The organism is Tardiphaga sp. 285_C5_N1_2, from assembly GCF_052076065.1.
Classification (GTDB): domain Bacteria; phylum Pseudomonadota; class Alphaproteobacteria; order Rhizobiales; family Xanthobacteraceae; genus Tardiphaga; species Tardiphaga robiniae.
Genome location: NZ_CP197241.1, coordinates 4,108,137 through 4,135,078 on the forward strand (window position 1 = coordinate 4,108,137; position 26,942 = coordinate 4,135,078).

Genomic DNA, 26,942 nt, shown 5'->3' on the forward strand with positions numbered 1-26,942 from the left:
CGTTGACATGAACGTAATGACCGATATCGACGTTAAAGCGAAACAGCGCGCCGAGGAGATCGACAAGCTCTGGTACAAGGACGCCATCATCTATCAGCTGCATGTGAAGACATTCGCTGACAGCAACCATGACGGCATCGGCGACTTTATCGGCCTGACCGAGAAGCTGGATTACCTGCAGGATCTCGGCGTCACCACCATCTGGCTGATGCCGTTCTATCCGTCGCCTGGCCGCGACGACGGCTACGACATCGCCGACTATGGTTCGATCCATCCCGACTTCGGCACGATGAAGGACTTCAAGCGCTTCATCCACGAAGCCAAGCGCCGTGGCCTGCGCGTGATTACCGAACTCGTCATCAATCACACGTCGGATCAGCATGACTGGTTCAAACGCGCCCGCCGCAGCCCGGCCGGCTCTTCTGCGCGCAACTGGTATGTCTGGAGCGACACCGACCAGAAATATCAGAGCACCCGGATCATCTTCACCGATACCGAAAAGTCGAACTGGACCTGGGACCCGGAGGCCAAGGCCTATTACTGGCACCGCTTCTTCTCACATCAGCCGGATTTGAATTTCGACAATCCGCGCGTCGTCTCTGCCGTGGTGCAGGTGATGAAACGCTGGCTGGATGCCGGCGTCGATGGCTTCCGTCTGGACGCGATCCCCTATCTTGTCGAGCGCGACGGTACCAATAACGAGAACCTGCCGGAAACGCACAAAGTCATCAAGCATTTGCGCGCCGAACTCGATGCCTATGCGCCGGGCAAGCTGCTGCTCGCCGAGGCCAATCAATGGCCGGAGGACGTGCAGGAATATTTCGGCAACAGCGACGAATGCCACATGGCGTATCACTTCCCGCTGATGCCGCGCATCTATATGGCGCTGGCGCAGGAGGACCGTTTCCCGATTACCGACATCATGCGCCAGACGCCGGATATTCCCGGCGATTGCCAGTGGGCGATGTTCCTGCGCAATCACGACGAGCTGACGCTGGAAATGGTCACGGACGTCGAGCGCGACTATCTGTGGTCGACCTATGCGAACGATCCGCGCGCGCGCATCAATGTCGGCATTCGCCGTCGCCTGGCGCCTTTGATGGACAACGATCGGCGCAAGATCGAGCTGCTGGACTCGTTGTTGCTGTCGTTCCCCGGCACGCCGATCATCTATTACGGCGACGAGATCGGCATGGGCGACAATATCTATCTCGGCGACCGCAACGGCGTACGCACACCGATGCAATGGGCACCCGACCGTAATGGCGGCTTCTCGCGCGCCGATCCCGCGCGGCTCTACGCACCGCCGATCATGGATCCGATCTACGGCTACGAGTCCGTGAACGTGGAGGCGCAGTCGCGCAGCCTGTCATCGCTGCTGTCGGCGACCAAGCGCCTCATTGCTGTCAGGAAATCGACGCTGGCTTTCGGCCGCGGCACCATGACCTTCATCCGCCCCGACAACCGCTCCGTTCTCGCTTATGTGCGCCAACTCGGCGACGAAGCGATCCTCTGCGTCGCCAACCTGTCGCGCGCCGCGCAGGCCACCGAACTCGATCTGTCGCCGTGGAAGGAACGCGTGCCGCTGGAAATGCTCGGCCGCACCAAATTTCCGCCGATCGGCGATCTGCCTTACATGATCACGCTGGCGCCTTACGGCTTCTACTGGTTCCAGCTGCAGCTCCGCGATGTCTCCGAACATTCGCAGCCGCCGGTGGTGCCGGAATTCGAAACGCTGGTAGTGCCGCTCGGCTCGACCTGGATGACTCTCGCCCGTACGCGCGGTGTGTTCGAGCGCGACGTGCTGCCCTCCTTCCTGGCGCGCAGCCGCTGGTATCCGGAGCGACAGCCAAAGGCGATCCAGCCCGTGCTGACCGGCGCGATCCCGTTCTGCGAGATCGGCGACAACCGTCCATGGCTGGTGTTCTTCGAAACCACGCAGCGCAATGTGGCGACGCGCTATCTGCTGCCCATGCAGATCGAGTGGACCCGCTTCGACCGCGAACGCTACAATCCGAAAGCCTTTGCCGCTGTCCGCCAGGGCGCACGCGAAGGCACCTTGCTCGATGTCGCCACCGACCACATCTTCATTGCGCTGCTGTTGCACAATTTGCGCATTTCACTGACCGTCGAAGAAGAGGGCAACCGTCTGGAATTCCGGCCAACGACCAAGCTTGCCGAAAAGCCGGCGGCGCCGCTGGAGAACATCCGTGCGGTCGAAACCGAACAGTCCAACAGCACTGCATTGGTCGACAACGACTATGTCGTGAAGATCTATCGCAAGCTGCAGGCCGGCATCAATCCGGAGATCGAGGTCAGCCGTTTCCTGACGGATATCGCCGGCTTCACCAATACGCCGGCTTTGCTTGGCAGTGTCGAACTGGTCGAGGGCGATCAACGCACCGCCGTCGCCATCGTGCATGCCTTCGTGCAGAATCAGGGCGATGCCTGGACGGTGACATCGGCCTATCTCGACCGTTTCGCCGATGAGCAGCGTCTGCTGGCGGTGGATGACCACGCCCCGCACAGTGAAGAACAGGTGCCGTATCTGCTCTATATGTCGCAGACCGGCCGCCGTGTCGCCGAGATGCAGATGGCACTGGCCAGCCGCGACGACATCCCGGATTTCAAGCCGGAGCCGACGTCGCCTGACGATATCAGGCTCTGGATCAATGAAATCGTCACGCGTGCGGAGCCGGTATTTAGTGCGCTTGCCCAACGTCGCAATGCTGCAAAGGATTCGGATCGCGCACTGATCGATCAGGTGCTGGAACTGCGCCACGGCTTGCGGGGGTGGCTGACCGAGCTGCTGCCGGAGAATATCGATGGACTGAAGATCCGCCACCACGGAGATTTCCATCTCGGCCAGATGCTGATCGTCAAGGATGATATCTTCATCATCGACTTCGAGGGTGAGCCGCGCAGGTCGATCGATGAGCGCCGCCGCAAGGCGCCTGCTGCACGTGATATCGCCGGGCTCATTCGCTCGATCGATTATTCGGCAACGGCAGCGCTGGAACGCGCGCTCAAGGTAACTTCGGACGACACCGGCAAGCTGGCTGCGGCACTGGACGCCTGGCGGGAACGTGCCACCACGGCTTTCGTTGACGCCTATCGCGAGACCATGACCGATGCGCGGCTGTGGCCGGCAGACGCGGGAGCCACCAAGGAAATGCTGAACTTCTTCCTTCTGGAAAAGGCGCTTTATGAAATCGAATACGAACTTGCGCATCGGCCAGATTGGCTGCGCGTGCCACTGACTGGCATTCTGCGCATTCTGAACCAGTATTCTGAGGAAGCCGTATGACCAATTTGCCCGCCGAGGCTTACGCAATCGTCGAAGGCCGCCACTCCGATCCATTTCACTATCTCGGCCCCCACAAGGAAGCCGACAAGACGGTCGTGCGCGCTTTCCTGCCGGAAGCCGTGAAGGTCGATGCCATCGACGATCACGGGGCGACGACGGCATTAGAACGCGTCCATGACGCCGGCCTGTTTGTCGGCGCACTGGCCAATGGCTCGACCAAGTATCAACTGCGGGCGCGCTATGGCGACAGATCCGTCGATCTTGACGACCCTTATCGCTTTCCGCCGATCCTGACCGAATTCGATCTCTATCTGCTCGGCGAAGGCACGCATCAGCGGCTCTATGACAAACTCGGCGCCCATCCGATGGTGCTCGAAGGCGTCAACGGCGTCGGCTTCGTCGTGCTTGCACCCAATGCAAAGCGCGTCAGCGTGGTCGGTGATTTCAATTTCTGGGATGCGCGGCGTCATCCCATGCGCGTGCGCGGTGCCGGCTACTGGGAGCTGTTCATCCCGGGCGCGATGCCCGGCGATCACTACAAGTTCGACATCATCGGCCCGCATGGACAGTTGACGCAAAAATCCGACCCGATGGCCTTCGCCGCCGAACTGCGGCCCTCCACAGCATCCATCGTGCTCGACGAAACCAGGATCCCGCATCCGCGCCCTGCCCCGGATCACATCAATGCGCTGAACAAGCCGATGTCGATCTATGAGGTGCATCTGGGCTCATGGCGTCGCAAGGGCGACAATGAGTGGCTGACCTATCGCGACCTCGCAGAGACGCTGCCGCGCTATGCTCGCGATCTTGGTTTTACCCATGTGGAATTCCTGCCCGTCAACGAGCATCCGTTTGACGGTTCATGGGGCTATCAGCCGACCGGCATGTATGCGCCGACCAGCCGCTTCGGTACGCCGGCAGAATTCGCATTGCTGATCGACGCCTGTCATGCCGAGGGGCTCGGCGTGCTGCTCGACTGGGTGCCCGGGCACTTTCCGGACGATCCGCATGGCCTCGGCAATTTCGACGGCACGGCCCTTTATGAACATGCCAACCCGCTGCAGGGTCGGCACATGGACTGGGGCACGCTGATCTACAATTACGGCCGCACCGAAGTCGTCAACTTCCTCGTATCCAACGCGCTGTTCTGGCTCGAGCGTTACAATGTGGATGGGCTGCGCGTCGATGCCGTCGCCTCGATGCTGTATCTCGATTACAGCCGCGAAGCCGGCGCCTGGATTCCGAACAAATATGGCGGTCGCGAGAATATCGAGGCCGTCAGCTTCCTGCGCCGCTTCAACACGGAAGTGTTCGCCAAATTTCCGAATGCGACTACTGCAGCTGAGGAATCCACTGCATGGCCGCAGGTCTCACGCCCCGTCGAGTTCGGCGGGCTCGGATTCGGCTACAAGTGGAACATGGGCTGGATGCATGACACGCTGAATTACATCAGCAAGGATCCGATCTATCGCAAGTACCAGCACAACGACATTCTGTTCGGGCTGCAATACGCCTTTTCGGAAAATTTCGTGCTGCCGCTCTCTCATGACGAAGTGGTGCACGGCAAGCGGTCCATCCTGGGCCGCATGCCGGGCGACGACTGGCAGCGGTTCGCCAATCTGCGTGCGTATTACGCCTTCATGTTCGGACATCCCGGCAAGAAGCTGATGTTCATGGGCTGCGAATTCGCCCAGGAGCGCGAATGGAATCACGACACGTCACTGGACTGGCACTTGCTGGAGCAGGACAAGCATGCCGGCATCCATTCGCTGATCCGCGATCTCAACGAGCTGTATCGCAACCAGCCGGCACTGCATGAACTCGATTGCGATCCCGCCGGCTTCGAATGGATGATCACCGACGATGCCGGCAACAACGTGTTTGCGTGGCTGCGCAAGGGCGCCAACCCGCGCACGCAGTGCCTCGTGGTCGTGAACTTCTCGCCGAACGTCTATCATGATTACCGCGTTCGCGTGCCGTTCACCGGCGCCTGGCGCGAGGTGTTGAATTCCGACGCCGCGCACTATGGCGGCAGCAATGTCGGCAATTCGGGCGAAGTCATTGCCAAGGGGCTTGTCCCCGAACTCAGTCTGACCCTTCCACCGCTGGCCGCACTCTTTCTCGTACCGGAATTCTAGAGCATGAGACTATCCGCCGGCATGCCCTCCCGCCTCGGCGCAAGCTGGGACGGACGGGGGACCAACTTTGCCTTGTTCTCTGCGAACGCCACCAAGGTCGAACTGTGTCTGTTCGACAGCCAGGGGCGGCGCGAGCTCGAGCGCATCGAACTCCCGGAATATAACGAGCATGTCTTTCACGGCTATCTCAACGATGTCTCGCCGGGCCAGCTCTATGGCTATCGCGTGCACGGGCCCTATGAACCGGAGCATGGGCATCGCTTCAATGCGCACAAGCTGCTGCTCGACCCCTATGCCAAGAAGCTGGCCGGGCGTCTGGTCTGGAGCGACGCGCATTTCGGCTATCGCACTGGCTCGTCGCGCGAGGACCTCTCCTTCGATCGCCGCGACAATGCGCGCGGCATGCCGAAGGCCGTGGTGGTCGACGAAACCTTCAACTGGGGCCGCAAGGAAGCGCGTCCCAGCGTACCCTGGGAAGACACCATCATTTATGAGGCCCATGTCAAAGGCCTGACGCAGACGCGCAAGGACGTGCCGCCAGGGCTGCGCGGCACCTATCGCGGCCTGTCGTCGCCGTCGATGATCGAGCATCTCAAACGGCTTGGCGTTACCACCATCGAGCTGCTGCCGGTGCACAGCTTTGTCGATGACCGCCGGCTGGTGGAAATGAAGCTGGTGAATTACTGGGGTTACAACACCCTCTCCTTCTTCGCCCCGGAAGCGCGCTACGGCACCGACAATCCGCTCGATTCTTTCCGCACCACCGTGGCGCGGTTGCATGACGCAGGCATCGAAGTGATGCTCGACGTGGTCTATAACCACACCGCCGAAGGCAATCATCTCGGCCCGACGCTGAGCTATCGCGGCATCGACAACGCCTCCTATTACTGGCTGATGCCGGACAACCCACGATTCTATGACGACTTCACAGGCTGTGGCAGCTCGATGAACCTTACGCATCCGCGCGTGTTGCAGATGGTGATGGATTCATTGCGCTACTGGGTGGAGGTGTGTCACGTGGATGGCTTTCGTTTCGACCTTGCAACCACGCTGGCGCGCGGGCCGAATGGCTTCGATCGCAATAGCGGTTTCCTCACCGCCATCCGGCAAGACCCTGTCCTCGCGAACGTCAAAATGGTCGCCGAACCCTGGGATCTCGGCATGGGCGGCTACCAGGTCGGCGCGTTTCCATCGCAGTGGTCGGAATGGAATGACAAATATCGCAGCGCCATGCGCCGCTACTGGAGCGGCGAAGGCTCGCTGATCGGCGAAGTCTCCAGCCGCATGACCGGTTCGTCCGACGTGTTCAATCATGACGGCCGCAAGCAGCGCGCCGGGATCAACCATGTCACCGTGCATGACGGTTTCCCGCTGGCCGACCTGTTTGCCTATAACGAGAAGCACAACGAGGCCAATGGCGAGGACAATCGCGACGGCTCCTCGGATAACCTCAGCAACAATTTCGGCGTCGAGGGCCCGACCGACGATCCCGAGCTGCTGGCGCTGCGCCGACAGCTGCGCAAGAACCAGCTCGCCTGTCTGTTCCTCGCGCAGGGCGTGCCGCTGCTGCTGGCCGGCGACGAGGTCGGCAATACCCAGGGCGGCAACAACAATGCCTATTGCCAGGACAACGAGATCGGCTGGGTCGGATGGGACAATCTCGGCGACAAGGACGACGATCTCACCGACTTCATCGGCCATATGGCGCAACTGCGGCAGCGCTTCCCGCAGATCACCACGCAGCGCTGGCTCGACGGTCGCCGCGCCGATGGCAGCTATGGGGTGCTGTGGCTGACGCCCTCGGCCGACGAGATGACCGAGACGGACTGGGCGTTTCCAGACGGGCGCTTCCTGTCCTACGTGCTTAGCGCTTCCGGCGACAACACCAATCCGATCTTCATCGTGCTGAATGCGGCGCCCGAGGGCATTCCTTTCAAGCTGCCGAAGATGCTGGAATACAAGAACTGGCGGCAGGTGCTGAACACCGCCGACGAAAAGCTCTCTATCGCGATCCTGCCCCCCGGTAGCGACATCGATGCGCCGCCGCGTTCGGTACTGGCCTTTGCGGGGACGCCAGCATGAGCGCTCATTCGTTCGGACCACAGCTGACCGAGAAAGGCGCGGTCTTCCGCCTCTGGGCGCCGGCTGCGCAACGCGTCGACGTGGTACTTGGGAATCAATCCCATCCTTTGAAACTCGGCGAAGACGGCTGGTTTACTGCGGAGGTCGCAAGTGTCGAGGCTGGCGACACCTATCGCTTCAGGATCGACGACAAGACCGACGTGCCCGACCCCGGCTCACGCTTTCAGCCGAACGATATCGCCTGCCCTTCCGAAGTGATCAACCACAAGGCCTATCCGTGGCGCGCGACCGACTGGCGCGGGCGGCGGTGGGAAGAGACCGTGCTGATTGAAACCCATGTCGGTACCTTTACGCCGCAGGGCACCTATCGCGCGATGATCGACAAGCTCGATCACCTTGTGGCGACGGGGATCACCGCGCTCGAATTGATGCCGTTGGCCGATTTCGCCGGCAAGCGCAACTGGGGTTATGACGGTGTGCTGTGGTATGCGCCGGACGCGATGTTCGGCCGCCCGGACGATCTGAAGGCGCTGATCGACGAGGCGCATCTGCGTGGGCTGACAGTGTTTCTGGACGTCGTCTATAACCACTTCGGCCCGGAAGGGAATTACATCGGGCAATATGCGCCGTCCTTCTTCGGCGATGCGCAAACGCCGTGGGGCTCGGCGATCAACTATCACCTGCCGGAGGTGCGGGCCTACGCGATCGAGAATGCCGTGGCGTGGCTGCGTGACTATCGCTTCGATGGGCTCAGGCTCGATGCCGTGCATGCGATCCCCGAACAGGGCGAGACCCCGATGCTGCACGAGCTGAGCCGCGAGGTCGGCAAGCTAGCCGCCGACACCGGCCGGCTGATCCATCTGGTGCTCGAGAACGACGACAACCGCGCCACTCTGCTCGATCCCGCCACCAACCCGCCGCGCGGCAAATATCGCGCGCAGTGGAACGACGACTATCACCATGCCTGGCACGTGCTGCTCACCGGCGAGGACAAGGGCTATTACAGCGACTACGCACCGAAGCCGCTCGATCATATCGTGCGGGCGCTGGGCTCGGGCTTCGCCTATCAGGGCCAGTCGTCGGCGCATCGCGACGGCGCACCGCGCGGTGAACCATCAGGCGAACTCGCACCGGCGGCCTTCGTGAATTTCCTGCAGAACCACGACCAGATCGGCAATCGCGCGCTTGGCGATCGGCTGGAGACCTTAGCCAAGCCCAAGGCCATCGAAGCTGCACTAGCCATTACATTGCTGGCGCCGATGGTGCCGATGCTGTTTCAGGGCGAGGAATGGGGCTCGAAAGTGCCGTTTCCGTTTTTCTGCGATTTCGAGGGCGATCTCGCCAATGCCGTGCGCAATGGCCGCAAGAAAGAATTCGCCAGCGCCTATGAGAAATACGGCGACGAGATCCCCGACCCGCTGGACGAGAGCTCGTTCCGCTCGGCCTTCGTCGATTGGGACAATCGCGAAACGACCACGGGCAAGACGCGGCTGACGCTGGTTCGCGAGCTGCTCGCATTGCGCAATCAGCACATCGTGCCGCGCCTTGCTGGCGCACGGTTCGGCCAGGCTGAGGCGAGCGACGACGGTTTGCTCACGGCCTTCTGGACAATGGGTGACGGCAGCAGGCTGCATCTCACGGCAAATCTGTCCGACAAGGAAATAGCGGCTGCGCAGCCCGCATCCGGCACGACAATCTGGGGCAACACTACCACCGGCGTGGGGACGCCGTGGTCCGTCGTTTGGCGGATCGGAGATAGATAATGGCTCCTGCGATTCCCGTCGCGACCTACCGTATTCAACTCACCAAGGATTTCGATTTCGATGCCACCGCGGGCATCGTCCCCTATCTGAAGGCGCTTGGCATCACCCATCTCTATGCCTCACCCTTCATGAAATCGCGCGCCGGCTCGACCCATGGCTATGACATTGTCGATCACACCAAGCTCAATCCAGAACTGGGCGGCGACGAAGGTTTCGAGCGCCTGAGTGCCGCGCTGAAGGCCAGTGATATCGGCCTGATCCTCGACTTTGTGCCCAATCATGTGGGCGTGCATTTCGCAGACAATCCGTGGTGGCTCGACGTGCTGGAATGGGGACAGGCCTCGCCGCACGCCGTCTCCTTCGACATCGACTGGGACACCCTGCCCTATCGCGCACGCGGCGGCCTGCTGCTACCGATCATCGGTAGCTCTTATGGCCAGGCACTGGACAACGGCGAGATCGAGCTGAAATACGACGCCGAGGAAGGCAGCTTCTCGGCCTGGTATTTCGAGCATAGGCTGCCGATCGCGCCGGAGCGCTACAGCGAGATGCTGCGCACCATCGTCAAGGAAGCCGACGCCGGCAACACGCCAGCCGGCCGCGCAATCCTGACACTGGCGGCCAAGCACAAGGGCCTCCGCCATCCCAACCGGCGGGAAGCGCCGGCTTTCAAGCAGCAGCTGGCGTCGATCGACGGCGCTGCCGAGGTTATCACGCGCGGCCTCGACGCCTATCGCGCCGGGCTGGATCGGCCCGCCCAGATTCAGGCCATGCACATGCTGCTGGAGCGCCAGCACTACAAGCTCGGTCAGTGGCGCCTGGCATCGAGCGAGATCAATTACCGCCGCTTCTTCGACGTCAATACGCTGGCTGGCCTGCGTATCGAGGACGCCGATACGTTCGAGGCGATCCATTCGCTGGTCAAACGGCTGATTACCGAAGACAAGCTGCAGGGGTTGCGGCTGGACCACATCGACGGCCTTCACGATCCCTCGCAATATTTCCAACGGCTGCGCCGGCTGATCCGCGAGGCGCATGGCAACAGCACCAAGCCGTTCTATGTCGTGGTCGAGAAGATTCTCGGCGAGCACGAGAAGCTGGTGCCCTTCGCCGGCGTGCATGGCACCACGGGCTATGAATGGCTCAATGTGATCACGCAGGTGCTGGTCGAAGAAAAAGGCCTGGAACCACTGGGCGAAACCTGGCGACAGGTGAGCAACGTCTCGCCGAAATTCGAACCGCAACTGGTGGAAGCCAAGCGCCGCGTGCTCGATACGCTGCTGCTCAGCGAATTCACCGTGCTGACGCGTCTGCTGGCACGGATCGCCAACGGGCATTATTCGACGCGCGACTTCTCCGCCGACACGCTGCGTCAGGCTTTCGAACTTTACGTGCTGCATTTCCCGGTCTATCGCACCTATCTCTCCACCGCCGGTCCATCTGCCCTCGACCGGCAACTGATCGCCACGACCATCGAGAAAGCTCGCGCCGACTGGTTCGGCGCCGATGAAGGCTTGTTCGACTTCTTGCGAGACGCTCTGACGCTGGACCTGCTGAAGCCTGGCCGCCCCGCACATAGCAAGCCGCGAGTGCGACGCTTTGCATTGAAGGTGCAGCAGTTCACCGGGCCGACGATGGCGAAGTCGCTCGAAGACACCGCCTTCTATCGCTATCATCGCCTGCTGGCGTTCAACGAAGTTGGCGGCGAGCCGGCAGCGGAAGCGATACCTGTCGTCACGTTCCACGAGATAATGATCACACGCGCGCTCGAGCGGCCGCATGGCATGACTTCGACCGCCACCCACGATACCAAGCGCGGCGAGGATGCCCGCGCGCGTTTGCTGGCGCTGGCCGAAATGCCCGGTGAATGGGCCAGTGCTGTCAGCCGCTGGAAGTTGCTGAACGCGCCGCATCTGGTTGTTGACGGCGAGATGCGCGCGCCCTCCGCAGCGTTCGAGTATATGTTGTATCAGGCGCTTATCGGCGCCTGGCCGCTCGGCGGGCAGGACAATTCCTTCCTCGAGCGGATGCAGGCCTATGCGCTGAAGGCGGCGCGCGAGGGCAAGCAGGAAACGAGCTGGCTCAACCCCAACGACACCTATGAGAAGGGTCTGCGCACGTTTCTGGAGCGCATTCTCGACCCGGCCCAGTCGCCGGAATTTCTTGCAGCGCTTGAGACCTTTGCCAAACGCACATCGCTGATCGGCGCGTTGAATTCACTCAGCCAGATCACGCTGAAAGCGACCATTCCCGGCATGCCGGACTTCTATCAGGGCACCGAATTCTGGGATTTCTCGCTGGTCGATCCCGATAACCGCCGCCCGGTGGATTTCGCCGAACGCGCGAAAGTGCTGAAGGCACTGCAGCAACCGGATTGGGCGGCGCTGGCGCAGCACTGGGACGATGGCCACATCAAGCTCGCCTGGACGCGCGAGCTTTTGAAACGCCGCACCGAGATGGCAGCCGTCTTCACCGATGGCGATTACGAACCACTTGAAGTGACCGGACCTCATGCCGCGCACATCATCGCCTTTGCTCGGCGGCATCAGCGCGACGCGGCAATCGTCGTGATCCCACGTGTTTTTTCCGAAGCGACACAAGGCGGGCGGCATTGGCCGGAGGCGACGGCCTTCGACGCGACAGTGATCGCGCCCGGCTACCTCGTTGAAGGTTCTGCGCAGAAGAACGGCGCGATTCAGCTCTCCGTTGCCAAGCTCTTCAGGCAGATTCCGATGGCGATCGTGAAGGCACATGCCGCGCCGAAACGCATTCGTTCGACGCGTTTGCGATAGCACACACGACAAGGCCGCCCGGGATCGATGGCCGGACGGCCTGGCGGATGTCGTGCCGACTTGAGAAAGGTCGGTTCCCTTCCTCCGCGTGCTCAAAGCTTTTCATCAAATTGTTTGCGAGTGGTTTACGATCAAACTCGTGTGCGCCGCACTATCGCACAGCATTTTTTATGCTGCAGAGCGGCAGGCACGGAACATGCGTGAGATTTTCTGCACGCCGCAATCGCTGCTTCAACTCTTTTTCGTGAGCAGCAGATTTCCGCGCGATTTGATCGCTGCCTGCGCCACCTCGGCGAAGCGCTGCAGGAGCCAAGGCAGCACCACTTCGACGGTGACATGATCCTCGGCAACATCGACATGACCGGACGCCGCCTGCCCCATGGCACGGACGCGGAAGATCATCCGGTCGCCGTCCCAGCGCTCCTCGTCAACTTTCAACATTGGTACATTAGTTGCTGCGCGTGTCAGTCCTGTCTTGAGCCGGCGCGCAGCTTCCTCGCGGCCGAGACTGTGCGGAATGGAAACGACGAGCGGTTCAGACATCTCATGATCCTTTGTTAGCTCACACGGATGTAAGCGCGATTTCGCCCGACGGTAGTCGTAATCAAAGTTTCACTCATGGAACCTTGGGGATGCCTGCGCGTTTTTATCGCATGAAGGCAGCAGGCTTGTCCGTCTGCCAGGCTGAGGAGAAATCCATGTCCATTGGTACTATCATTCTGATCATTCTGATTATCGCCTTGCTTGGTGGTTTCAGCGGTATCGGCGGCGGTCCGTTCTACGGCACCGGCTATTACGGCGGCGGTGGCCTTGGCCTCATCGTGGTAATTCTGCTGATCCTCCTGCTGCTTGGTAAGCTGTAAGAGCGGATATTGATTTCAAGGCGCGCGATCCGGAAGGATCGCGCGCTTTTCCATGTGCGTACGCTCTCACCGTCATCACCCGCGAAAGCGAGTGATGAATGACGGTAAGAGTCATTTCAGTTTCCCGATCGCCGACTTGATCGACGACGCAGCATCCTCGTAACCCGCCCACGCCTTGCTCTTCGCCATTAGCGACGGGACGCTGCGCACAGTGAAATTCTTCGGATCCAGATCTTTGCGCAACTGTGGCCATGTCAGCGGCATCGACGCCGTGGCCCCCTTTCGCGCCCGCGGCGACAGCACCGAGACCGCAGTCGACATCCGGTCGTTGCGCAGATAGTCGAGGAAAATCTTTCCACCACGCAGCTTCTTCGACATGTTGAGGAGGTAGCGCTCGGGGTCGTCACTGGCCATCTGCTGGCACACGGCCTGCGCAAAACTCTTCGCCGTTTTCCAGTCGACCTTGTCCTTCGCGCCGCGCAGCAGCGGTGCCACCACATGCAGGCCCTTGCCACCGGTCGTCTTGCAGAAACTCTCCATGCCGAGGCTCGAGAGCCGTTCGCGCATCTCGCGTGCCGCATCCACGACGGCAATGAACTCCACATCAGGCGCCGGGTCGAGATCGAACACCAGACGCCCCGGTGTATCCGGAGCATCCGGCGCGCAATTCCACGGATGCAGTTCGAGCCCGCCGATCTGCGCGACAGCCGCAAGACCCTCGACGCGATCGATCTGCAGGTAAGGCTTGCGGTCACCGGAGACTTTCACGAGTTCGAGCAGGTTCGATGTCCCCGGCATTGCGTGGCGCTGGAAGAACTGCTGCCCGTCGATGCCGTCGGGCGCGCGCACGATCGAACACGGGCGACCCTTGAGATAGTCCATCATCCAGTCGCCCACGGCTTCGAAATACACCGCGAGATCGCGTTTGGTAACCGGCTCGCCATCGCCGGCATCCGGCCACAGCTCCTTGTCGGGTTTGGAGATCGATACGCCCATGACAACGGCATTGCCTGCCGCAGCTTTTGCGGGCGCGGTTTTTCTTGCCGAGCTTTTGGCAGTCTTCTTCGCGCTGCGCTTCGGCGTCGGCTCGGCAAGTTCGGTCTTCTTGGGAGTCTCGGCCTCGACCTCATCGGCTGGCTTGTCCTGCCGCAGCCCCTTGAATGACGCCTGACGCACCATGCCCGCGCCGGTGAAGCCTGCGAATTCGATCTCGGCCACCAGTTCGGGCTTGAGCCAGTGCACGTCCCGGCCACCCGGCGGCGTCTCCTTGCCGCCGAACGGGCTGGTCTTCGCCGCCGCTTTCTTCAATGCCGGCATGATGCGCGTGACCTTGTCCTGGCCGAAGCCGGTGCCGACGATGCCGACATAGGCCAGATGATCGCCTCTGTTGACGCCGACCATCAGCGACCGGAACTTGCCGGCATTACTCTTCCATCCGCCGATCACGACCTCATGACCGGCCCGGCATTTGGCCTTGGTCCAGTTTTGCGAGCGGCCGGACATATAGGGCTCCGACAGCTTCTTGGAGACGATGCCTTCCAGTGACAGTTTGCAGGCCGACTGCAGAATGGCGTCACCACCAGTCTCGAAATGATCGACATAGCGGATCAGGCTTTCCTTGCGACGGCCGCGGGCTTTGTCGAGTAGCGCCTTCAATCGCTCCTTGCGCTCGCCAAGCGGCAGCTTCCGCAGGTCTTCGCCATCCGCAAACAGCAGGTCGAACACGAAGAAGATCAGCGTATCGGTCTCGTCATCCGACAGCGCCGCCTGCAGCGCCGCGAAATCCGGCGCGCCATGAGCGTCAAGGCCGACAATCTCGCCATCGATGATCGCATCCGGCAGGCCGGTGGCTTCCTTGGCGATGGCCTGAAACTTGTCGGTCCAGTCGAGCCCCTTGCGTGTCTTCAGCGTGGCCTCTCCGTCTTCGACGCGGAGCTGCACCCGATAGCCGTCGAACTTGATCTCATGCGCCCAGCCATCCGCGGAGGGTGGCCGCTCCACGATGGTGCAAAGTTGAGGCGCGACGAAGCCCGGCATTGTCGTCGCCTTGGTCGGTTTGATGGATTTTTTGACAGCTTTCTTCGCGGTCGCGTTTTTCGCCGGCGCCTCTTTCTTCGCTGCACGACTGCCGACATCCGCCTTGGTCTTCACGCCCTTATTAGCGCGCGCATCGGCAGCACTGCCCTCGCTGGAATCCCAGATAGCATCGGGTTTGATCTTCGCCGTCTTGGCGATCATGAACGGTTTCGGCGCCTTACCCTTCCCCGCGGCAATGGCGCTCATGCTGCGGCCGGACGCCACTGACTTGTCATCGTCGAGGATGGTGTTGGCCTTGCCCTCCTTCGCGAAGTCGTCGCGATGCTTGATCAGCAGCCAGTTGGTGCGCTTGCCGCCATTGCGGTCATGCTTCATGCGCACCAGAACGAAGCCGCCATGCAGCTTCTCGCCGTCCAGCGTGAATTTCAGGTCGCCCTTCTTGAAGCCCTTGTCCGGATCGTCGCTCTCCCAATAGCCACGGTCCCACAGTTGCACGGTGCCGCCGCCGTATTGTCCCCGGGGAATCGTGCCTTCGAAATCGCCATAGTCGAGCGGATGGTCCTCAACCTCGACAGCGAGGCGCTTGTCGGCAGGGTCCATCGATGGCCCGCGCGTGACGGCCCACGACTTGAACACCCCGTCCATCTCCAGCCGCAGATCGTAATGCAGCCGCGTGGCATCGTGTTTCTGGATAACGAAGCGGCGGCGCTTCGCCGGCGCGACCACGATCTGGCCGGAGGGCTCCTTGGTGAGCGCGAAATCGCGTTTCCGGCGGTAGATCTGAAGCTGCTTGTCGGCCACACCGTCCCCCACTCACCGCGTTGGGCGCATGATCCGGCCCGGAACCAAAACCGGCAACTGCCGTTGAAGTTCCTGGAAATCCACGCCAGCGCAATACTTTGCGGCCTGCGCGCTTCATTTGTAGATCGAGTTGGAGGACGAGTATGGCCCCGCCCCGCGCTTATTGGAAAGGCTCTCTCAAGCTGTCGCTCGTCACCTGCCCGGTGGTGCTGTATCCGGCCGCGACCTCGGTCGAGAAAACCAAATTCCACATGATCAACCGTGAGACCGGCAACCGGCTGAAGCAGCAGATGGTGGATGTCGAAACCGGCGACGTCGTGGAGAAGGAACAGAAGGGCCGCGGCTACGAGATCAGCAAGGGCGAATATGTCGAGATCGAGAAGGAAGAGCTCGAGGCCGTGCAGATCGAGAGCAATCACACCATCGACATCGACAATTTCGTGCCGCGCGATGAGATCGACCGGCGCTATCTGAACAATCCCTATTACATCGCGCCCGACGGCAAGGCCGGCGCCGATGCGTTTGCCGTGATCCGCGATGCCATGAAGGACAAGGACCGCGTGGCACTGGCGCGGATCGTACTGACCAATCGCGAGCACATCATTGCCATCGAGCCGCTCGGCAAGGGCTTGCTCGGTACCACGCTGCGCTTCCCTTATGAGGTGCGCGACGAGGAGGACTATTTCGACGGCATAAAGAGTCCGAAGATCTCCAAGGACATGATCGACCTTGCGGTGCATATCCTCGACAGCAAAGCGTCGCATTTCGATCCCAGCAAGTTCAAGGATGAATATGAGACCGCACTGAAGACGCTGGTGAAGCGCAAGGCCGCAGGCAAGCCGGTGAAGGTCGTCGAGAAGGAGGAGAAGCCGGACAACGTCATCAACCTGATGGATGCGCTGAAGACGAGCCTCAAGGGTGGCAAGGGCAAGTCGACCAAACGCGCTTCGTCGTCACGACCACATGTGGCACGCAAGCGTCCGGTCAAGAAGGCTGCGCGGTCATCGGCGCGACATCGCAAGGCAAGCTGAGCGCATGAAGACTTTGGGAATGATCATAGGCATCGCGGTGATGCCGACCGTGGCAGCGCAGACGCAGCAGCTACAGACAAGGGAATGCAACGCCTCGAATATCGCCTTCGTCGCCGAAGCCATCGCCAAGATGGCCGAAGGCAAGCAAAAGAAGACCGCTTCCGACGAGATCGGCCTGGCCAGCGAAGCAATGGCGGAAGGCAAGGACGATGAATGCAAGGACCACCTGCTGAAGGCGACACTACAGACAAAGTGAGGCGATTCCGCTTCGGTCGAAACTGTCATGGCCGGGCTTGTCCCGGCCATCTACGTCTTTTCTCTCCCCAAGACGTGGATGCCCGGGACAAGCCCGGGCATGACGAAGATTGGTTCATATGCGTCGATCAACGTACATCGGCGCAGCCTCAGGCCTTCGTCGACTTCCGGGATTTTTTGGCCGCTTTCTTTTTCCCCGCCGTCTTCTTGCTGGCTTTCTTCACCGTCTTTTTCTTCGGCGCCTTCGGCACTTTCTTGCCCTCCGCACGGGCCTCGGACAGGCCGATGGCAATCGCCTGCTTCTTGCTGGTGACCTTCTTGCCCGAGCCGCCGCTTCGCAATGTACCGGCCTTGCGCTTCTTCATGGCCCGCGCGACCTTCGCGGCGGCCTTCTTGGAATATTTCGCCATTCCATGCTCCCGTTGTGATCGAAACGATCAATCGTCATCATCGGTGATGGTTCCGCGTGGGTGATGTGCGAACGGACGCACTTATGAAATCCCTATAACGCAGCACCGCATCTCATCTCGTTTTCAAACGAGCGGCCGATCATCTTGCAGCCATTCGCTCAAGCGAATGAACTGGAGACTGCAAGTGATCACCATCGAACCTCCCTCGTGTAGCTCATCCCTCGTTTTCATCGGCAAGAATGGCCGCGGCCAGTGGGTCGCGCAGGAGCAAAACGGCCTATTCGGCGGATTGTTTGTCAGCCGCGCGAATGCCGTGCGTTATGCTCTGTTCGAGAACGGCCATCGCCCCGAAGCTATCATCGAGACGGCGGGCCTCATCGAACTCGATATGAACGCCCTGCCCTTCACGGCAGCAACCTCTGTCGAACGGTTACAACAACGGCGCGTCGCCTGAGCTTCCCGCCATGTCCACAGTTGCTCTTCGGGCTCATGCCCTCCCGCAAGCTCATGCCTCCCATCACGCCAACGACTGGCTGCACGGCATCATCGCCGACGTGCCGACGCCGTTCGACGCGCATGGCGCGCTTGATCTCCTCACTTTCGCGCGGCTGTGCGAGCGACAGGTCTGTGCCGGCGCCAGTGCCATCGTGGTCGGCGCGACCACCGGCGAAGCCGACACGCTCACCTCGAACGAGCGCGCCACGCTGATCCGGACTGCCGCCGGCGTCGCCCGCGGGCGCATCCACGTCATTGCCGGCGCGGGATCGAACTGCACCAGCCGCGCCATTGAATCGACGCGGCTGGCGTGGGCCGCCGGCGCCGATGCCGTTATGTCGGTCGTCCCGTATTACAACCGCCCGACGGCAAATGGCATCGCAGCGCATTTCCATGCGATCCTGGAGGCGACATTACTGCCGGTCATTGTGCATGACGCACCGTCGCGTTGTGCCCGTGCGCTGACCGACGACACGCTCATCGATCTCGCCGCCTCGCCACGATTGATAGGCCTGCGCGACGACACTGGCGACGCCGGGCGACTGGCGCGATTGCGGCCGCTGCTGCCAGCGGGTTTCCGGATGCTGACGGGACAGGACACCGCAGCCCTGCCTTATCTGCTGCTCGGCGGCGACGGCGTTGTCTCCGCGATGGCCAATGTGGCGCCGCAGCTCTGCCGCGGCATGTATTACGCGGCCCGCCAGGGATGCCCACGCTATGCGACGACCATCTCCGACATGTTGGCGCCGCTCGCAGCAGCTCTGCCCCCGGACCAGGTTACATCGGCAGTGAAATATGCATTGACCTTGCGGGGCCTGGGGAGTGCCGCCGTGCGCCTGCCGCTGATCGAGCTTACAGATGCCGAGCAGCAGCAGGTACGCGCCGCGATGGACGCGATCTGGGCACAGCCCGACGACGCGCCGCCCCTGCGCCGCGCCCGCTAGGCTTGCGGGCGCTCGTTCTTCTCACGACATTTCGGGCCGGGTCCGCGCATATAATGCGCGGCCGGCCGATAGACAGCAGGTCCAATGACGAAACGCCATAGCCGGGCGAGAATGCCCGGCATGATGGACGCATAGGAGCCAATGCGCGCGAACAGCGCTGCAGAACGGTCTTCCCTCATGGCACGCTCCGGCGATCCGGAAGCACCGGCGTATCGGCGGCGCGCACACGGACGCGCGCCAGTTCACGCCGCGCCCGGCGCATCTTGTCGGCCACCAGGGCCATGTGGATGGCGGCGAAGAAGCCCTTGATATGGTTACGCGTCAGCCTGATGGCTACGCAAAGCCGTTTCCATTGGATGTCGCCCGAGTGATGGACGATCGGCGGCTGATTGCGGCTGATGAGATAGGAGCGATAGGCGCTGTCGGCCGAGAAATCGTGCAGCTGCGTATCGCGATTGTAGAACATCGTCATGATCGTTGTCCGTCTTCTCAAATCCCTGGCGCATGAGCGCGTCGGGATGGTGAGAAGATGCGGACATCGCCATATGAAATCGAGACGGGCAGCCGCGCCTGTTCATAGGCGCGGCATAAAGATCAGGAGGCTGGAACTACCGGAAAGACCAGCGCTCGCTCAGCTCTTGGCCATGCAGTCTTCGATGTAGAACCAGCGGTCGTCGCCGGCGAGGCCCTTGACCTTGACGTCCTTGCGGCAGGCCTTGAGCTTGCCCTTGTTGGCGCTCCACTTCGCCTTCATGTCCTTCAGACTCTGCTTGTTCAGCTTCATCTTGGCGGGCGCAGCAGGGGTTGCCGGCGTCGCAGGCGCCTGTGCCGAAGCAACGCCCATTGAAGTCACAACGAACAGTGCGGCCAAGAGGCCCGTAGTGATGCGTGTCATCGTTTATCCCCGAATGTGCTTGTTTTGAAGATTGTTCGTCAGATGCGAAACGGGACCGGAAGCTTTCGCTGCCGGTCCCGCGCAGGTTTTACTGGAAGATGCGCGCGGCGCTCTGCAGTGTCAGCCAGACACCCCAGCACAGCGGGACACCGACAAAGGCCCAGAAGGCAATGGCGGCGCCGTCGAAACCGCCCTTGCCAATGCCATAGGAGCCTCCGCCGGCCGATGCGGCTGCAGCACCCTTGGCCTGCAGCGCGGCGACTTCTTCCGGCTTCATAAACCAGTGCGGCGCCAGTGGCTTCACCAGCATGTTGCAGATCAGGCCGAGCACCAGCATGCCGGCGAGAATGTACATCGTGAAATCGTAGACCTGCGCCCGCGGCACGCCGGCAGCGATCTGGAATTCACGGATGTAGTTCACCACCACCGGACCGACGATGCCCGCAGTCGCCCAGGCCGTCAGCAACCGGCCGTGGATCGCACCCACGAACTGGGTGCCGAAGATATCGGCGAGATAGGCCGGGATGGTCGCGAAGCCGCCGCCATACATCGAGAGGATGATGCCGAAGGCCAGCACGAACAGAACCTTGCTGCCCATCGCCGCGAAGGTCGGCACCAGTGCATAGAGCACGATGCCGAGAATAAAGAACGTGTAATAGGTGTTCTTACGGCCGAGCTTGTCCGACAAAGACGCCCAGAAGAAGCGGCCGCCGATGTTGAACAGCGAGATCAGACCCGCAAAGCCGGCTGCGATGCCGGCAATCGCAGTCTTCTGCGCAGCCGAGAGCTGGCTGAAGGAGAGATCTGGCGCGCCGATCAGCTTGCCCGCGAAGATTTCCTGCAGCATCGGCGAGGCCATGCCGATGACGCCGATGCCCGCCGACACGTTCAGGCAGAGCACGCCCCAGATCAGCCAGAACTGCTTGGTCTTGTGCGCATTGTCGAGATGCACGTGGCCGGTGGTGATCATCGCATTCGCCGTAGCCGGCGGGGTCCAGCCTTCCGGCTTCCAGTTCGGTGGCGTGATGCGATAGGAGAACGCGCCAATGGTCATGAACACGAAGTAGATGACGCCCATGGCCAGGAAGGTCTGCCAGACGCCGACATCGGTCGGGGTCTTGAAATAATTCATCAAGAGGTTAGCCAGCGGCGAGCCGATCATCGCACCGCCGCCGAAGCCCATGATGGCCATGCCTGTGGCCATGCCGCGACGATCCGGAAACCACTTCACCAGCGTCGATACCGGCGAGATGTAGCCGAGACCGAGACCAACGCCGCCGATCACGCCGGAGCCGATCCACAGCAGCCAGAGCTGATGCGTGTAGACGCCGATCGAACCGAGCACGAGGCCGCCGCACCAGCACATCGCCGACACGAAGCCGGCCTTGCGCGGCCCGACACGCTCGAGCCAGCCGCCCCAGATGGCGGCGGAGACGCCGAGCAACACGAAGAACAGCGTGTACATCCAGCCGAGGCTGGCGACCTTCCAGTTACAGGTAGTGGTGAACAGCTCGGTGGCGAGGCTCATGCCCTCGCACACTTCCTTCGAGGCAGGTGTCGTGATTGCTTGCGACAGCGGCAGCCAGAACACGCTGAAGCCGTAGGCCATGCCGATACAGAGATGAATACAGAGTGCAGCAGGTGGAACCAGCCACCGGTTGAAGCCGGCGGTCGCAATGATGCGTTCGCGTTCCAGCAATCCTGGCTTGGTGCCAGACAGTGTTCCGGCGTTGCCCACACTTGTCATGAAAGTTCTCCCCTGCAGCCGACCCTTCTGAGCCGGTCTGCGATTTGAAAAAGTCGCTTCGTCAATTCCCCTGCGGCGCGCGGACAAAGATTCACGCACGCTCGCACTTTAGAACAGGGCCAGAAGCGACTGCGGGAGTCGATAGTCCAAAGGTATCAGGAGCGAAAATTTATCAATGATTTCCACTGCATCGCAGCAATTCAATCGCGATTTGCAATCGCAGCATTTCGTTTTTCGATGAAGAAAACGATCACATCGCCGCTGCGTTCGGAGGCTTCGATCTGATCGCCGCTTTGCTGAATCAACGCAGGGATGTCGATCACCGCGAGGGGGTCCGTGCAGTGGACTTCAAGCCGATCGCCCACCGACAGTGCCTTCATCGCCTTGCGCGTCATCAGCGCCGGCAATGGGCATTTCAATCCGGTCAGGTCGAGCTTGGTCACGGGCATCGCACAGTTCCATTTGGTGCAACTGCGTTATATCGGGCCAGCGCCAAATGTCATATGCAGCGGTATGGCGATGACGAACACATATCCGGCCACGCTGGGCGTGCTTCTCGCGGGCGGTCTCGCGCGCCGGATGGGCGGCGGCGACAAGCCGATGCGCGAAATCGGCGGCCGCAGCATCCTGGCCCGCGTGATCGCGCGCATCGCGCCGCAATGCGACGGGCTGGTGCTGAACGCCAATGGTGATCCCGCGCGATTTGCGTCCTTCGGTCTGCCGGTGATTGCCGACGACGTCGCGGATTTTCCCGGCCCCCTCGCCGGCATCCTTGCGGGTCTGGAATGGACAGCTGCCAACCGACCGGATGTCACATGGATGCTCAGCGTCGCCGGCGACTGCCCGTTCCTGCCGCGCGATCTCGTCTCGCGTTTGCATCACGCCCGCACCGCGGAGAATGCGCAGCTTGCTGTCGCGTCATCGGCCGGGCAATCGCACCCCGTCGTCGGACTGTGGGACGTCGCCCTCCGCCATGAGTTACGGCACGCACTCGTCAACGAGGACATCCGCAAGGTCGGCCGCTGGACATCCCGCTACGCGCTCGCGACCGTGGAATGGCCGACTGATCCTGTCGATCCGTTCTTCAATGCCAATACGATGGATGACATCGCGGAAGCCGAACGGCTTGCATTGCTCGACGACAAAGCCTGACCTAAGCTTCTCCCAACACGCGACCGAAGTGTCGCGACAAATGGGAGGACCTTCATGCGCGGCACATCTTTGTCCGTGATCTCAAGCATTGCACTTGCTCTCCTCGCCTCAACCGCCTCGGCCCAGGTCTCCGACGACGTCGTCAAGATCGGCGTGCTCACCGACATGAACGGTCCGGCCTCGACGCCCTCCGGCCAGGGTTCGGTGACGGCCGCGCAAATGGCCGTGGATGATTTCGGCGGCACCGTGCTCGGCAAGCCGATCAGCATCATCATCGGCGATCATCAGTTGAAGCCCGATGTCGGCGCCAGTCTCGCGCGGCGCTGGTACGATGTCGATCAGGTCGATCTCATCGTCGACGTGCCGGTCTCCGCTGTTGGCCTTGCCGTTCAGAACGTCGCCAACGATCGCAAGCGGCTGTTCATCACCCATTCGACGGGCGCCGCCGATTTCCACGGCAAGTTCTGCTCGCCCTATACGATGCAGTGGGTGTTCGATACCCGCGCCCTTGCCGTCGGCACCGCGCAGGAAGTGGTGAAACGCGGCGGCGACAGCTGGTTCTTCATCACCGATGACTTTGCCTTCGGCCATGCGCTGGAGCGCGATGCATCGGCCGTCGTCACCAAGACCGGCGGAAAGGTGATCGGCTCGGTGCGTCCGCCATTCGGCGCGTCGGACCTCTCGTCCTTTGTGCTGCAGGCGCAGGCCTCGAAAGCCAAGATCATCGGCATCGCCGGTGGGCCGCCGAACAACATCAACGAGATCAAGACTGCCGGCGAATTCGGCGTGTTCAAGGGCGGCCAGCAGATGGCGGCGCTGCTGGCGCTGATCACCGATATCGACTCGCTGGGCTTGCAGACCGCACAGGGCCTGCTGCTGACCACCGCCTTTTACTGGGACATGGACGACAAGACCCGCGCCTGGTCGAAGCGCTTCTTCGAAAAGACCAAGCGCATGCCCACCATGTGGCAGGCCGGCGTCTATTCCTCCACCATGGTCTATCTCAATGCCATCAAGGAAGCCGGCACCGACGAACCGCTGAAGGTCGCTGCCAAGATGCGCGAGAAGCCCATCGAGGATTTCTTCGCGCGCAACGGCAGACTGCGCGAGGACGGCTTGATGGTGCACGACCTGATGCTGGTACAGGTCAAGTCGCCCGAAGAGTCCAAGTACCCGTGGGACTACTACAAGATCCTCGCAAAGATTTCCGGAGAGGAAGCATTCGGGCCGCCGGATCCGGCCTGTGTGTTGGGAAAGAAGTAGTAGACGAAAACTATCGGCGGCGCTCCATCTTCCCCTCTCCCCTTGCGGGAGAGGGTGGCCGCGCGAAGCGCGGACGGGAGAGGGGTGCACAAAACTCGGAGTTCGTGGCGCCCCCTCTCCCGTCTGCGCGCCTTTCGGCGCGCATCCACCCTCTCCCACCTAGCGAAGCTGCGCTTCGCCTGGGGGAGAGGGGAAGCAAGAGCGATCCACTACGCTACTTCACCACCCCAATCTCTCTGAAATACTTCAGCACCCCGGGATGGATCAGCGCCACATCGGGCGCTGACGCCACCGTATTCGATGCTGTCGTCTCCTTCGCCTGTGCAAGCCGCGCACCGAGCGTGGCTTCGGCGGCGTGCAGCGTCTTCGCAAGGCGATAGGCGACATCATCCGGCAGCGTTTCGCGCGCGAGGATGTAGCTCCACGAGCCCACCGACGCGATCGGCGCCGGCTGGTTCGGATAGCTGTTGGCGCCCACCAGCAGCGGCTTGAGGAAAGTATGTTTGGCGCGGATCTGCGCGATCTCCGCCGCATCAGGCGCGATGAATCGCGCGCCGCCGGGGCTTTCGCTCATCGCCTTGAAGCCGGGCCAGCCCAGTCCCGCGCCCCACAGCGCTGCCACGCGACCGTCCTGCACCATGGCAGGACCGTCGCCGGCGCGGTCGAGATAGACCGCCTGAAAATCCTTGTCTTGATCGAGGCCGATCCCGTCCAGCACATAGCGCGACAGGAATACGAGGCCGGAGCCTTTCGCGCCGAAGGCGATCGGCTTGCCGACAAGATCGCGGATCGTCTTGTAGGGACTGTCGGCGCGGACCACGAACATGCCCGGATTGGAATACAGCGCGGTGATGATCTTGAGCTTCGTCGGCGCCCGGCCGATACCCTTGAAGGCCTCATAAGCAGGCTCGCCGGCCACCAAAGCGAGATCGAGCTGACCGGCCTCGAGCAACGGGATGTTCTCGGTCGATCCCTTGGTATTGCGCGTCACGAGCGTCAGCGACGGATCAGCCTTGTTCATCACCTCGGCAAAGGCGTCGCCATAGAGCGGGAAGCCGCCGCCGGGCGTCGCCGTGCCGAGACTCAAGCTGAGAGGCATGGTGGTCGACATCGGTTTGGCTCCCTCCTGCGCAATGGCCGTCGTGACAGTCAGGAATGCTGCGCAAACAAGCGGCATCATTTTCATGGGGCACCTCGACGTCGTTCGGCCTGCATCGTTCGACCAAGCTTGTAGGCAAAATCCGAATTCTATGAAAGCATGGAGGTAACGGGTGGCAAGCCCGATCGAACGACGTCGCGCATCAGCGCTGCGATTTCCATGTCTGGGAGGAACTATGATCGCTTTTCTGCGTGCCGCTGTGCTGTGTCTCGTCGGCTTCGCCAGCCTTACCACGACGACCCTCCCCGCCTCTGCCGCCAGCTATCCCGATCGCCCCGTGCGCTGGCTGATCGGTTTCGCTGCCGGCGGCCCCGTCGATATCGTGGCGCGCATCATGGCACAGTGGCTGTCGGATCATTTCGGCCAGCAATTCGTCGTGGAAAACCGCGCTGGATCGGGTGGCAACCTCGCCGCAGCAGCAGCCGTGACCTCGGCGCCGGATGGCTACACGTTACTGTTCGTCGCACCGAACAACGCAATCTCGGCCTCGCTCTACAAGAAGCTGCCTTACGATTTCATCCGCGACACCGTGCCGGTCGCCAGCATCATGCAGCTCACCAATATGCTGGTGGTGTCGAATGGCATGCCTGTGAAAACGGTCCAGGAGTTCATCGACTACTGCAAGGCCAATCCCGGCAAGATCTCCTATGCGTCGTCGGGCAATGGCACCTCGGTGCATATGTCAGCCGAATTGTTCAAGGCGATGACCAAATGCGACATGATCCACGTGCCCTATCGCGGCTCGGCGATCGCGTTTCCTGACATCATCTCCAACAAGGTGCAGTTGATCTTCGACAACCTGCCCACGGCGCTCGAACAGTCGCGGGGCGGCACCGTCCGCGCGCTCGGCGTCACCTCGCCGCAACGCTGGCCCATCGTGCCAGATGTCCCGGCCATTGCCGAGACGGTGCCGGGCTTTGAATCCATCGGCTTCTACGGCATCTCCGCGCCGAAGGGCACCCCGCCGGAGGTGATTGCCACCCTCAACAAGGCTGTGGGCGAAGCGCTGAAGGATCCGAAACTGATCGCACGGCTCGCCGAGACCGGCGGTGTGCCGAAGCCGATGACGCCTGAGGAATTCGGCAAACTGGTTGCCGCCGAAACCGAAAAATGGCGCAAGGTGGTGGAATTCGCCGGCGTCTCGGTCGACTGAGCCAGGGGCGATTGATCCGGGGGCGACTGAGCTAGACGCTCACCGCGACCATGGCGGGCAGCAGCCCAGAACTGCTGACCGCCCCGGCGACCAGATAGGCGAAGCCCAGCAAAGCCAGGAAGCCGAGGAAGAACAGCGCAAAGAAGATCATCGAGAGCTTCTTGGCGAAAGCCGAGATGTTGGTGAGGCCGAGGCCGCCGGCAATCAAGGAAATGATCAGACAGATGACAGCCCAGCGAAACACCCGCGCCTCCTGACGTTGAAATTGCGCAGACAAACGCCACCGGCCAGCCAAAGTTCCGCCCCCGGGAACGCGGCATTGCCCACAGGCGATGGCCGATATAAGGAATGCCTGCACCGCCGTCCCCGGTCCTCACGCCCGCTGGACGCCGGCGGGGCCTGTAGCTCAATGGTTAGAGCCGACCGCTCATAACGGTCTGGTTGCAGGTTCGAGTCCTGCCGGGCCCACCAATGATTTAGTGTTTTAGAGCCAGTCTGTGAGGGTCTGCTTTTTGCAGCCAAGCCATTCGGTACGCGTTCTGTCCTCTGAATCGCTTCCTGATCGCCGCATGAGCCAGACCTCAAGCCCGGTGAGACAATCGTCGTCGACGGCGACACTTTGGCGATGCCAATTCCGGAGATTTTCGTCAGTAGC

General features: G+C 61.5%; 23 protein-coding genes and 1 tRNA gene. 14 read left to right on the top strand and 10 right to left on the bottom strand.

Annotated elements, in window-relative coordinates; translation table 11 throughout:
* Nucleotides 1-7: 7 nt before the first annotated feature.
* The 5 genes from treS to treY are packed head-to-tail and all read left to right on the top strand — an operon-like array spanning nt 8 to nt 12,082.
* Complete coding sequence (treS, locus tag AB7951_RS19490; RefSeq protein WP_089267454.1) at nt 8-3,307, top strand: maltose alpha-D-glucosyltransferase; 3,300 nt, start codon at nt 8-10, stop codon at nt 3,305-3,307.
* Entirely contained in the window at nt 3,304-5,445 is a 2,142-nt protein-coding gene (gene glgB, locus AB7951_RS19495) for a 1,4-alpha-glucan branching protein GlgB (RefSeq protein ID WP_120288952.1), read from the top strand. The genes treS and glgB overlap by 4 nt, the downstream gene beginning before the upstream one ends.
* A gap of 3 nt (nt 5,446-5,448) precedes the next feature.
* Nucleotides 5,449-7,527: a glycogen debranching protein GlgX gene (glgX, locus tag AB7951_RS19500; protein WP_120288951.1), complete on the top strand. Its 2,079-nt coding sequence runs from the start codon at nt 5,449-5,451 to the stop codon at nt 7,525-7,527.
* Nucleotides 7,524-9,290: a malto-oligosyltrehalose trehalohydrolase gene (treZ, locus tag AB7951_RS19505; RefSeq protein WP_120288950.1), complete on the top strand. Its 1,767-nt coding sequence runs from the start codon at nt 7,524-7,526 to the stop codon at nt 9,288-9,290. The genes glgX and treZ overlap by 4 nt, the downstream gene beginning before the upstream one ends.
* On the top strand, nt 9,290-12,082 hold the full coding sequence (gene treY, locus AB7951_RS19510) for a malto-oligosyltrehalose synthase (RefSeq protein WP_120288949.1): 2,793 nt from the start codon (nt 9,290-9,292) through the stop codon (nt 12,080-12,082). Before treZ ends, treY begins: the two co-directional genes overlap by 1 nt.
* A 231-nt stretch (nt 12,083-12,313) precedes the next feature.
* Here the strand turns inward: treY and AB7951_RS19515 are convergent, their stop codons facing one another.
* Nucleotides 12,314-12,625: a polyhydroxyalkanoic acid system family protein gene (locus tag AB7951_RS19515; RefSeq protein ID WP_093760726.1), complete on the bottom strand. Its 312-nt coding sequence runs from the start codon at nt 12,623-12,625 to the stop codon at nt 12,314-12,316.
* A gap of 155 nt (nt 12,626-12,780) precedes the next feature.
* On the opposite strand from AB7951_RS19515, the gene AB7951_RS19520 reads away from it, so the two are divergent.
* A complete protein-coding gene (locus AB7951_RS19520) occupies nt 12,781-12,945 on the top strand; it encodes a DUF3309 family protein (RefSeq protein WP_081422059.1) in 165 nt (54 codons plus the stop codon).
* A 111-nt stretch (nt 12,946-13,056) separates the two neighbouring features.
* Here AB7951_RS19520 and ligD read toward each other — a convergent pair whose 3' ends face one another.
* Nucleotides 13,057-15,783: a DNA ligase D gene (gene ligD / locus AB7951_RS19525; protein ID WP_120288948.1), complete on the bottom strand. Its 2,727-nt coding sequence runs from the start codon at nt 15,781-15,783 to the stop codon at nt 13,057-13,059.
* A 143-nt stretch (nt 15,784-15,926) separates the two neighbouring features.
* Between ligD and ku the strand changes: the two genes are divergently transcribed.
* Both ku and AB7951_RS19535 read left to right on the top strand, forming a co-directional pair.
* Nucleotides 15,927-16,814, top strand: coding sequence for a non-homologous end joining protein Ku (gene ku, locus AB7951_RS19530; protein ID WP_120288947.1), 888 nt, complete (start codon nt 15,927-15,929; stop codon nt 16,812-16,814).
* A gap of 19 nt (nt 16,815-16,833) precedes the next feature.
* Nucleotides 16,834-17,070 (top strand): hypothetical protein, encoded by a 237-nt coding sequence (locus tag AB7951_RS19535; protein WP_120288946.1) that lies wholly within the window; start codon nt 16,834-16,836, stop codon nt 17,068-17,070.
* A 148-nt stretch (nt 17,071-17,218) separates the two neighbouring features.
* On the opposite strand, the gene AB7951_RS19540 is transcribed toward AB7951_RS19535, so the two are convergent.
* Nucleotides 17,219-17,479, bottom strand: a complete 261-nt coding sequence (locus AB7951_RS19540; RefSeq protein ID WP_439062621.1) for a DUF6496 domain-containing protein — start codon at nt 17,477-17,479, stop codon at nt 17,219-17,221.
* A 184-nt stretch (nt 17,480-17,663) separates the two neighbouring features.
* Here AB7951_RS19540 and AB7951_RS19545 point away from each other — a divergent pair, with 184 nt between their 5' ends.
* Nucleotides 17,664-17,933: a hypothetical protein gene (locus AB7951_RS19545; protein ID WP_120289267.1), complete on the top strand. Its 270-nt coding sequence runs from the start codon at nt 17,664-17,666 to the stop codon at nt 17,931-17,933.
* Between the two features lie 10 nt (nt 17,934-17,943).
* Nucleotides 17,944-18,918, top strand: coding sequence for a 4-hydroxy-tetrahydrodipicolinate synthase (gene dapA / locus AB7951_RS19550; RefSeq protein ID WP_120288944.1), 975 nt, complete (start codon nt 17,944-17,946; stop codon nt 18,916-18,918).
* Here dapA and AB7951_RS19555 read toward each other — a convergent pair.
* The 5 genes from AB7951_RS19555 to AB7951_RS19575 all read right to left on the bottom strand — a co-directional run bounded on the left by AB7951_RS19555 (nt 18,915) and on the right by AB7951_RS19575 (nt 22,009).
* Entirely contained in the window at nt 18,915-19,097 is a 183-nt protein-coding gene (locus AB7951_RS19555; protein WP_120288943.1) for a hypothetical protein, read from the bottom strand. The genes dapA and AB7951_RS19555 overlap by 4 nt on opposite strands.
* A complete protein-coding gene (locus AB7951_RS19560) occupies nt 19,094-19,390 on the bottom strand; it encodes a hypothetical protein (protein WP_199712044.1) in 297 nt (98 codons plus the stop codon). The genes AB7951_RS19555 and AB7951_RS19560 overlap by 4 nt, the downstream gene beginning before the upstream one ends.
* 159 nt (nt 19,391-19,549) lie before the next feature.
* Nucleotides 19,550-19,813 (bottom strand): hypothetical protein, encoded by a 264-nt coding sequence (locus AB7951_RS19565; RefSeq protein WP_089267466.1) that lies wholly within the window; start codon nt 19,811-19,813, stop codon nt 19,550-19,552.
* Between the two features lie 88 nt (nt 19,814-19,901).
* Nucleotides 19,902-21,560, bottom strand: coding sequence for an OFA family MFS transporter (locus AB7951_RS19570; RefSeq protein WP_120288942.1), 1,659 nt, complete (start codon nt 21,558-21,560; stop codon nt 19,902-19,904).
* A gap of 200 nt (nt 21,561-21,760) precedes the next feature.
* A complete protein-coding gene (locus tag AB7951_RS19575) occupies nt 21,761-22,009 on the bottom strand; it encodes a sulfurtransferase TusA family protein (RefSeq protein ID WP_093760742.1) in 249 nt (82 codons plus the stop codon).
* 70 nt (nt 22,010-22,079) lie between these two features.
* On the opposite strand from AB7951_RS19575, the gene mobA reads away from it, so the two are divergent.
* Together mobA and AB7951_RS19585 are read left to right on the top strand one after the other, a co-directional pair.
* Nucleotides 22,080-22,712: a molybdenum cofactor guanylyltransferase MobA gene (gene mobA / locus AB7951_RS19580; RefSeq protein WP_120289265.1), complete on the top strand. Its 633-nt coding sequence runs from the start codon at nt 22,080-22,082 to the stop codon at nt 22,710-22,712.
* Nucleotides 22,713-22,766: 54 nt separating this feature from the next.
* Nucleotides 22,767-23,975 (top strand): ABC transporter substrate-binding protein, encoded by a 1,209-nt coding sequence (locus AB7951_RS19585; RefSeq protein WP_120288941.1) that lies wholly within the window; start codon nt 22,767-22,769, stop codon nt 23,973-23,975.
* Nucleotides 23,976-24,189: 214 nt separating this feature from the next.
* Here AB7951_RS19585 and AB7951_RS19590 read toward each other — a convergent pair whose 3' ends face one another.
* Entirely contained in the window at nt 24,190-25,161 is a 972-nt protein-coding gene (locus AB7951_RS19590; RefSeq protein ID WP_439062620.1) for a TAXI family TRAP transporter solute-binding subunit, read from the bottom strand.
* 148 nt (nt 25,162-25,309) lie between these two features.
* On the opposite strand from AB7951_RS19590, the gene AB7951_RS19595 reads away from it, so the two are divergent.
* The gene (locus tag AB7951_RS19595; protein ID WP_120288940.1) at nt 25,310-26,287 is read left to right on the top strand and encodes a tripartite tricarboxylate transporter substrate binding protein; all 978 of its coding nucleotides are present in this window, start codon (nt 25,310-25,312) and stop codon (nt 26,285-26,287) included.
* Between the two features lie 31 nt (nt 26,288-26,318).
* Here AB7951_RS19595 and AB7951_RS19600 read toward each other — a convergent pair whose 3' ends face one another.
* Complete coding sequence (locus AB7951_RS19600; protein WP_120288939.1) at nt 26,319-26,531, bottom strand: DUF1328 family protein; 213 nt, start codon at nt 26,529-26,531, stop codon at nt 26,319-26,321.
* A gap of 151 nt (nt 26,532-26,682) precedes the next feature.
* Between AB7951_RS19600 and AB7951_RS19605 the strand changes: the two genes are divergently transcribed.
* Nucleotides 26,683-26,758, top strand: a tRNA-Ile gene (locus AB7951_RS19605).
* The last annotated feature ends 184 nt before the right edge of the window (nt 26,759-26,942 follow it).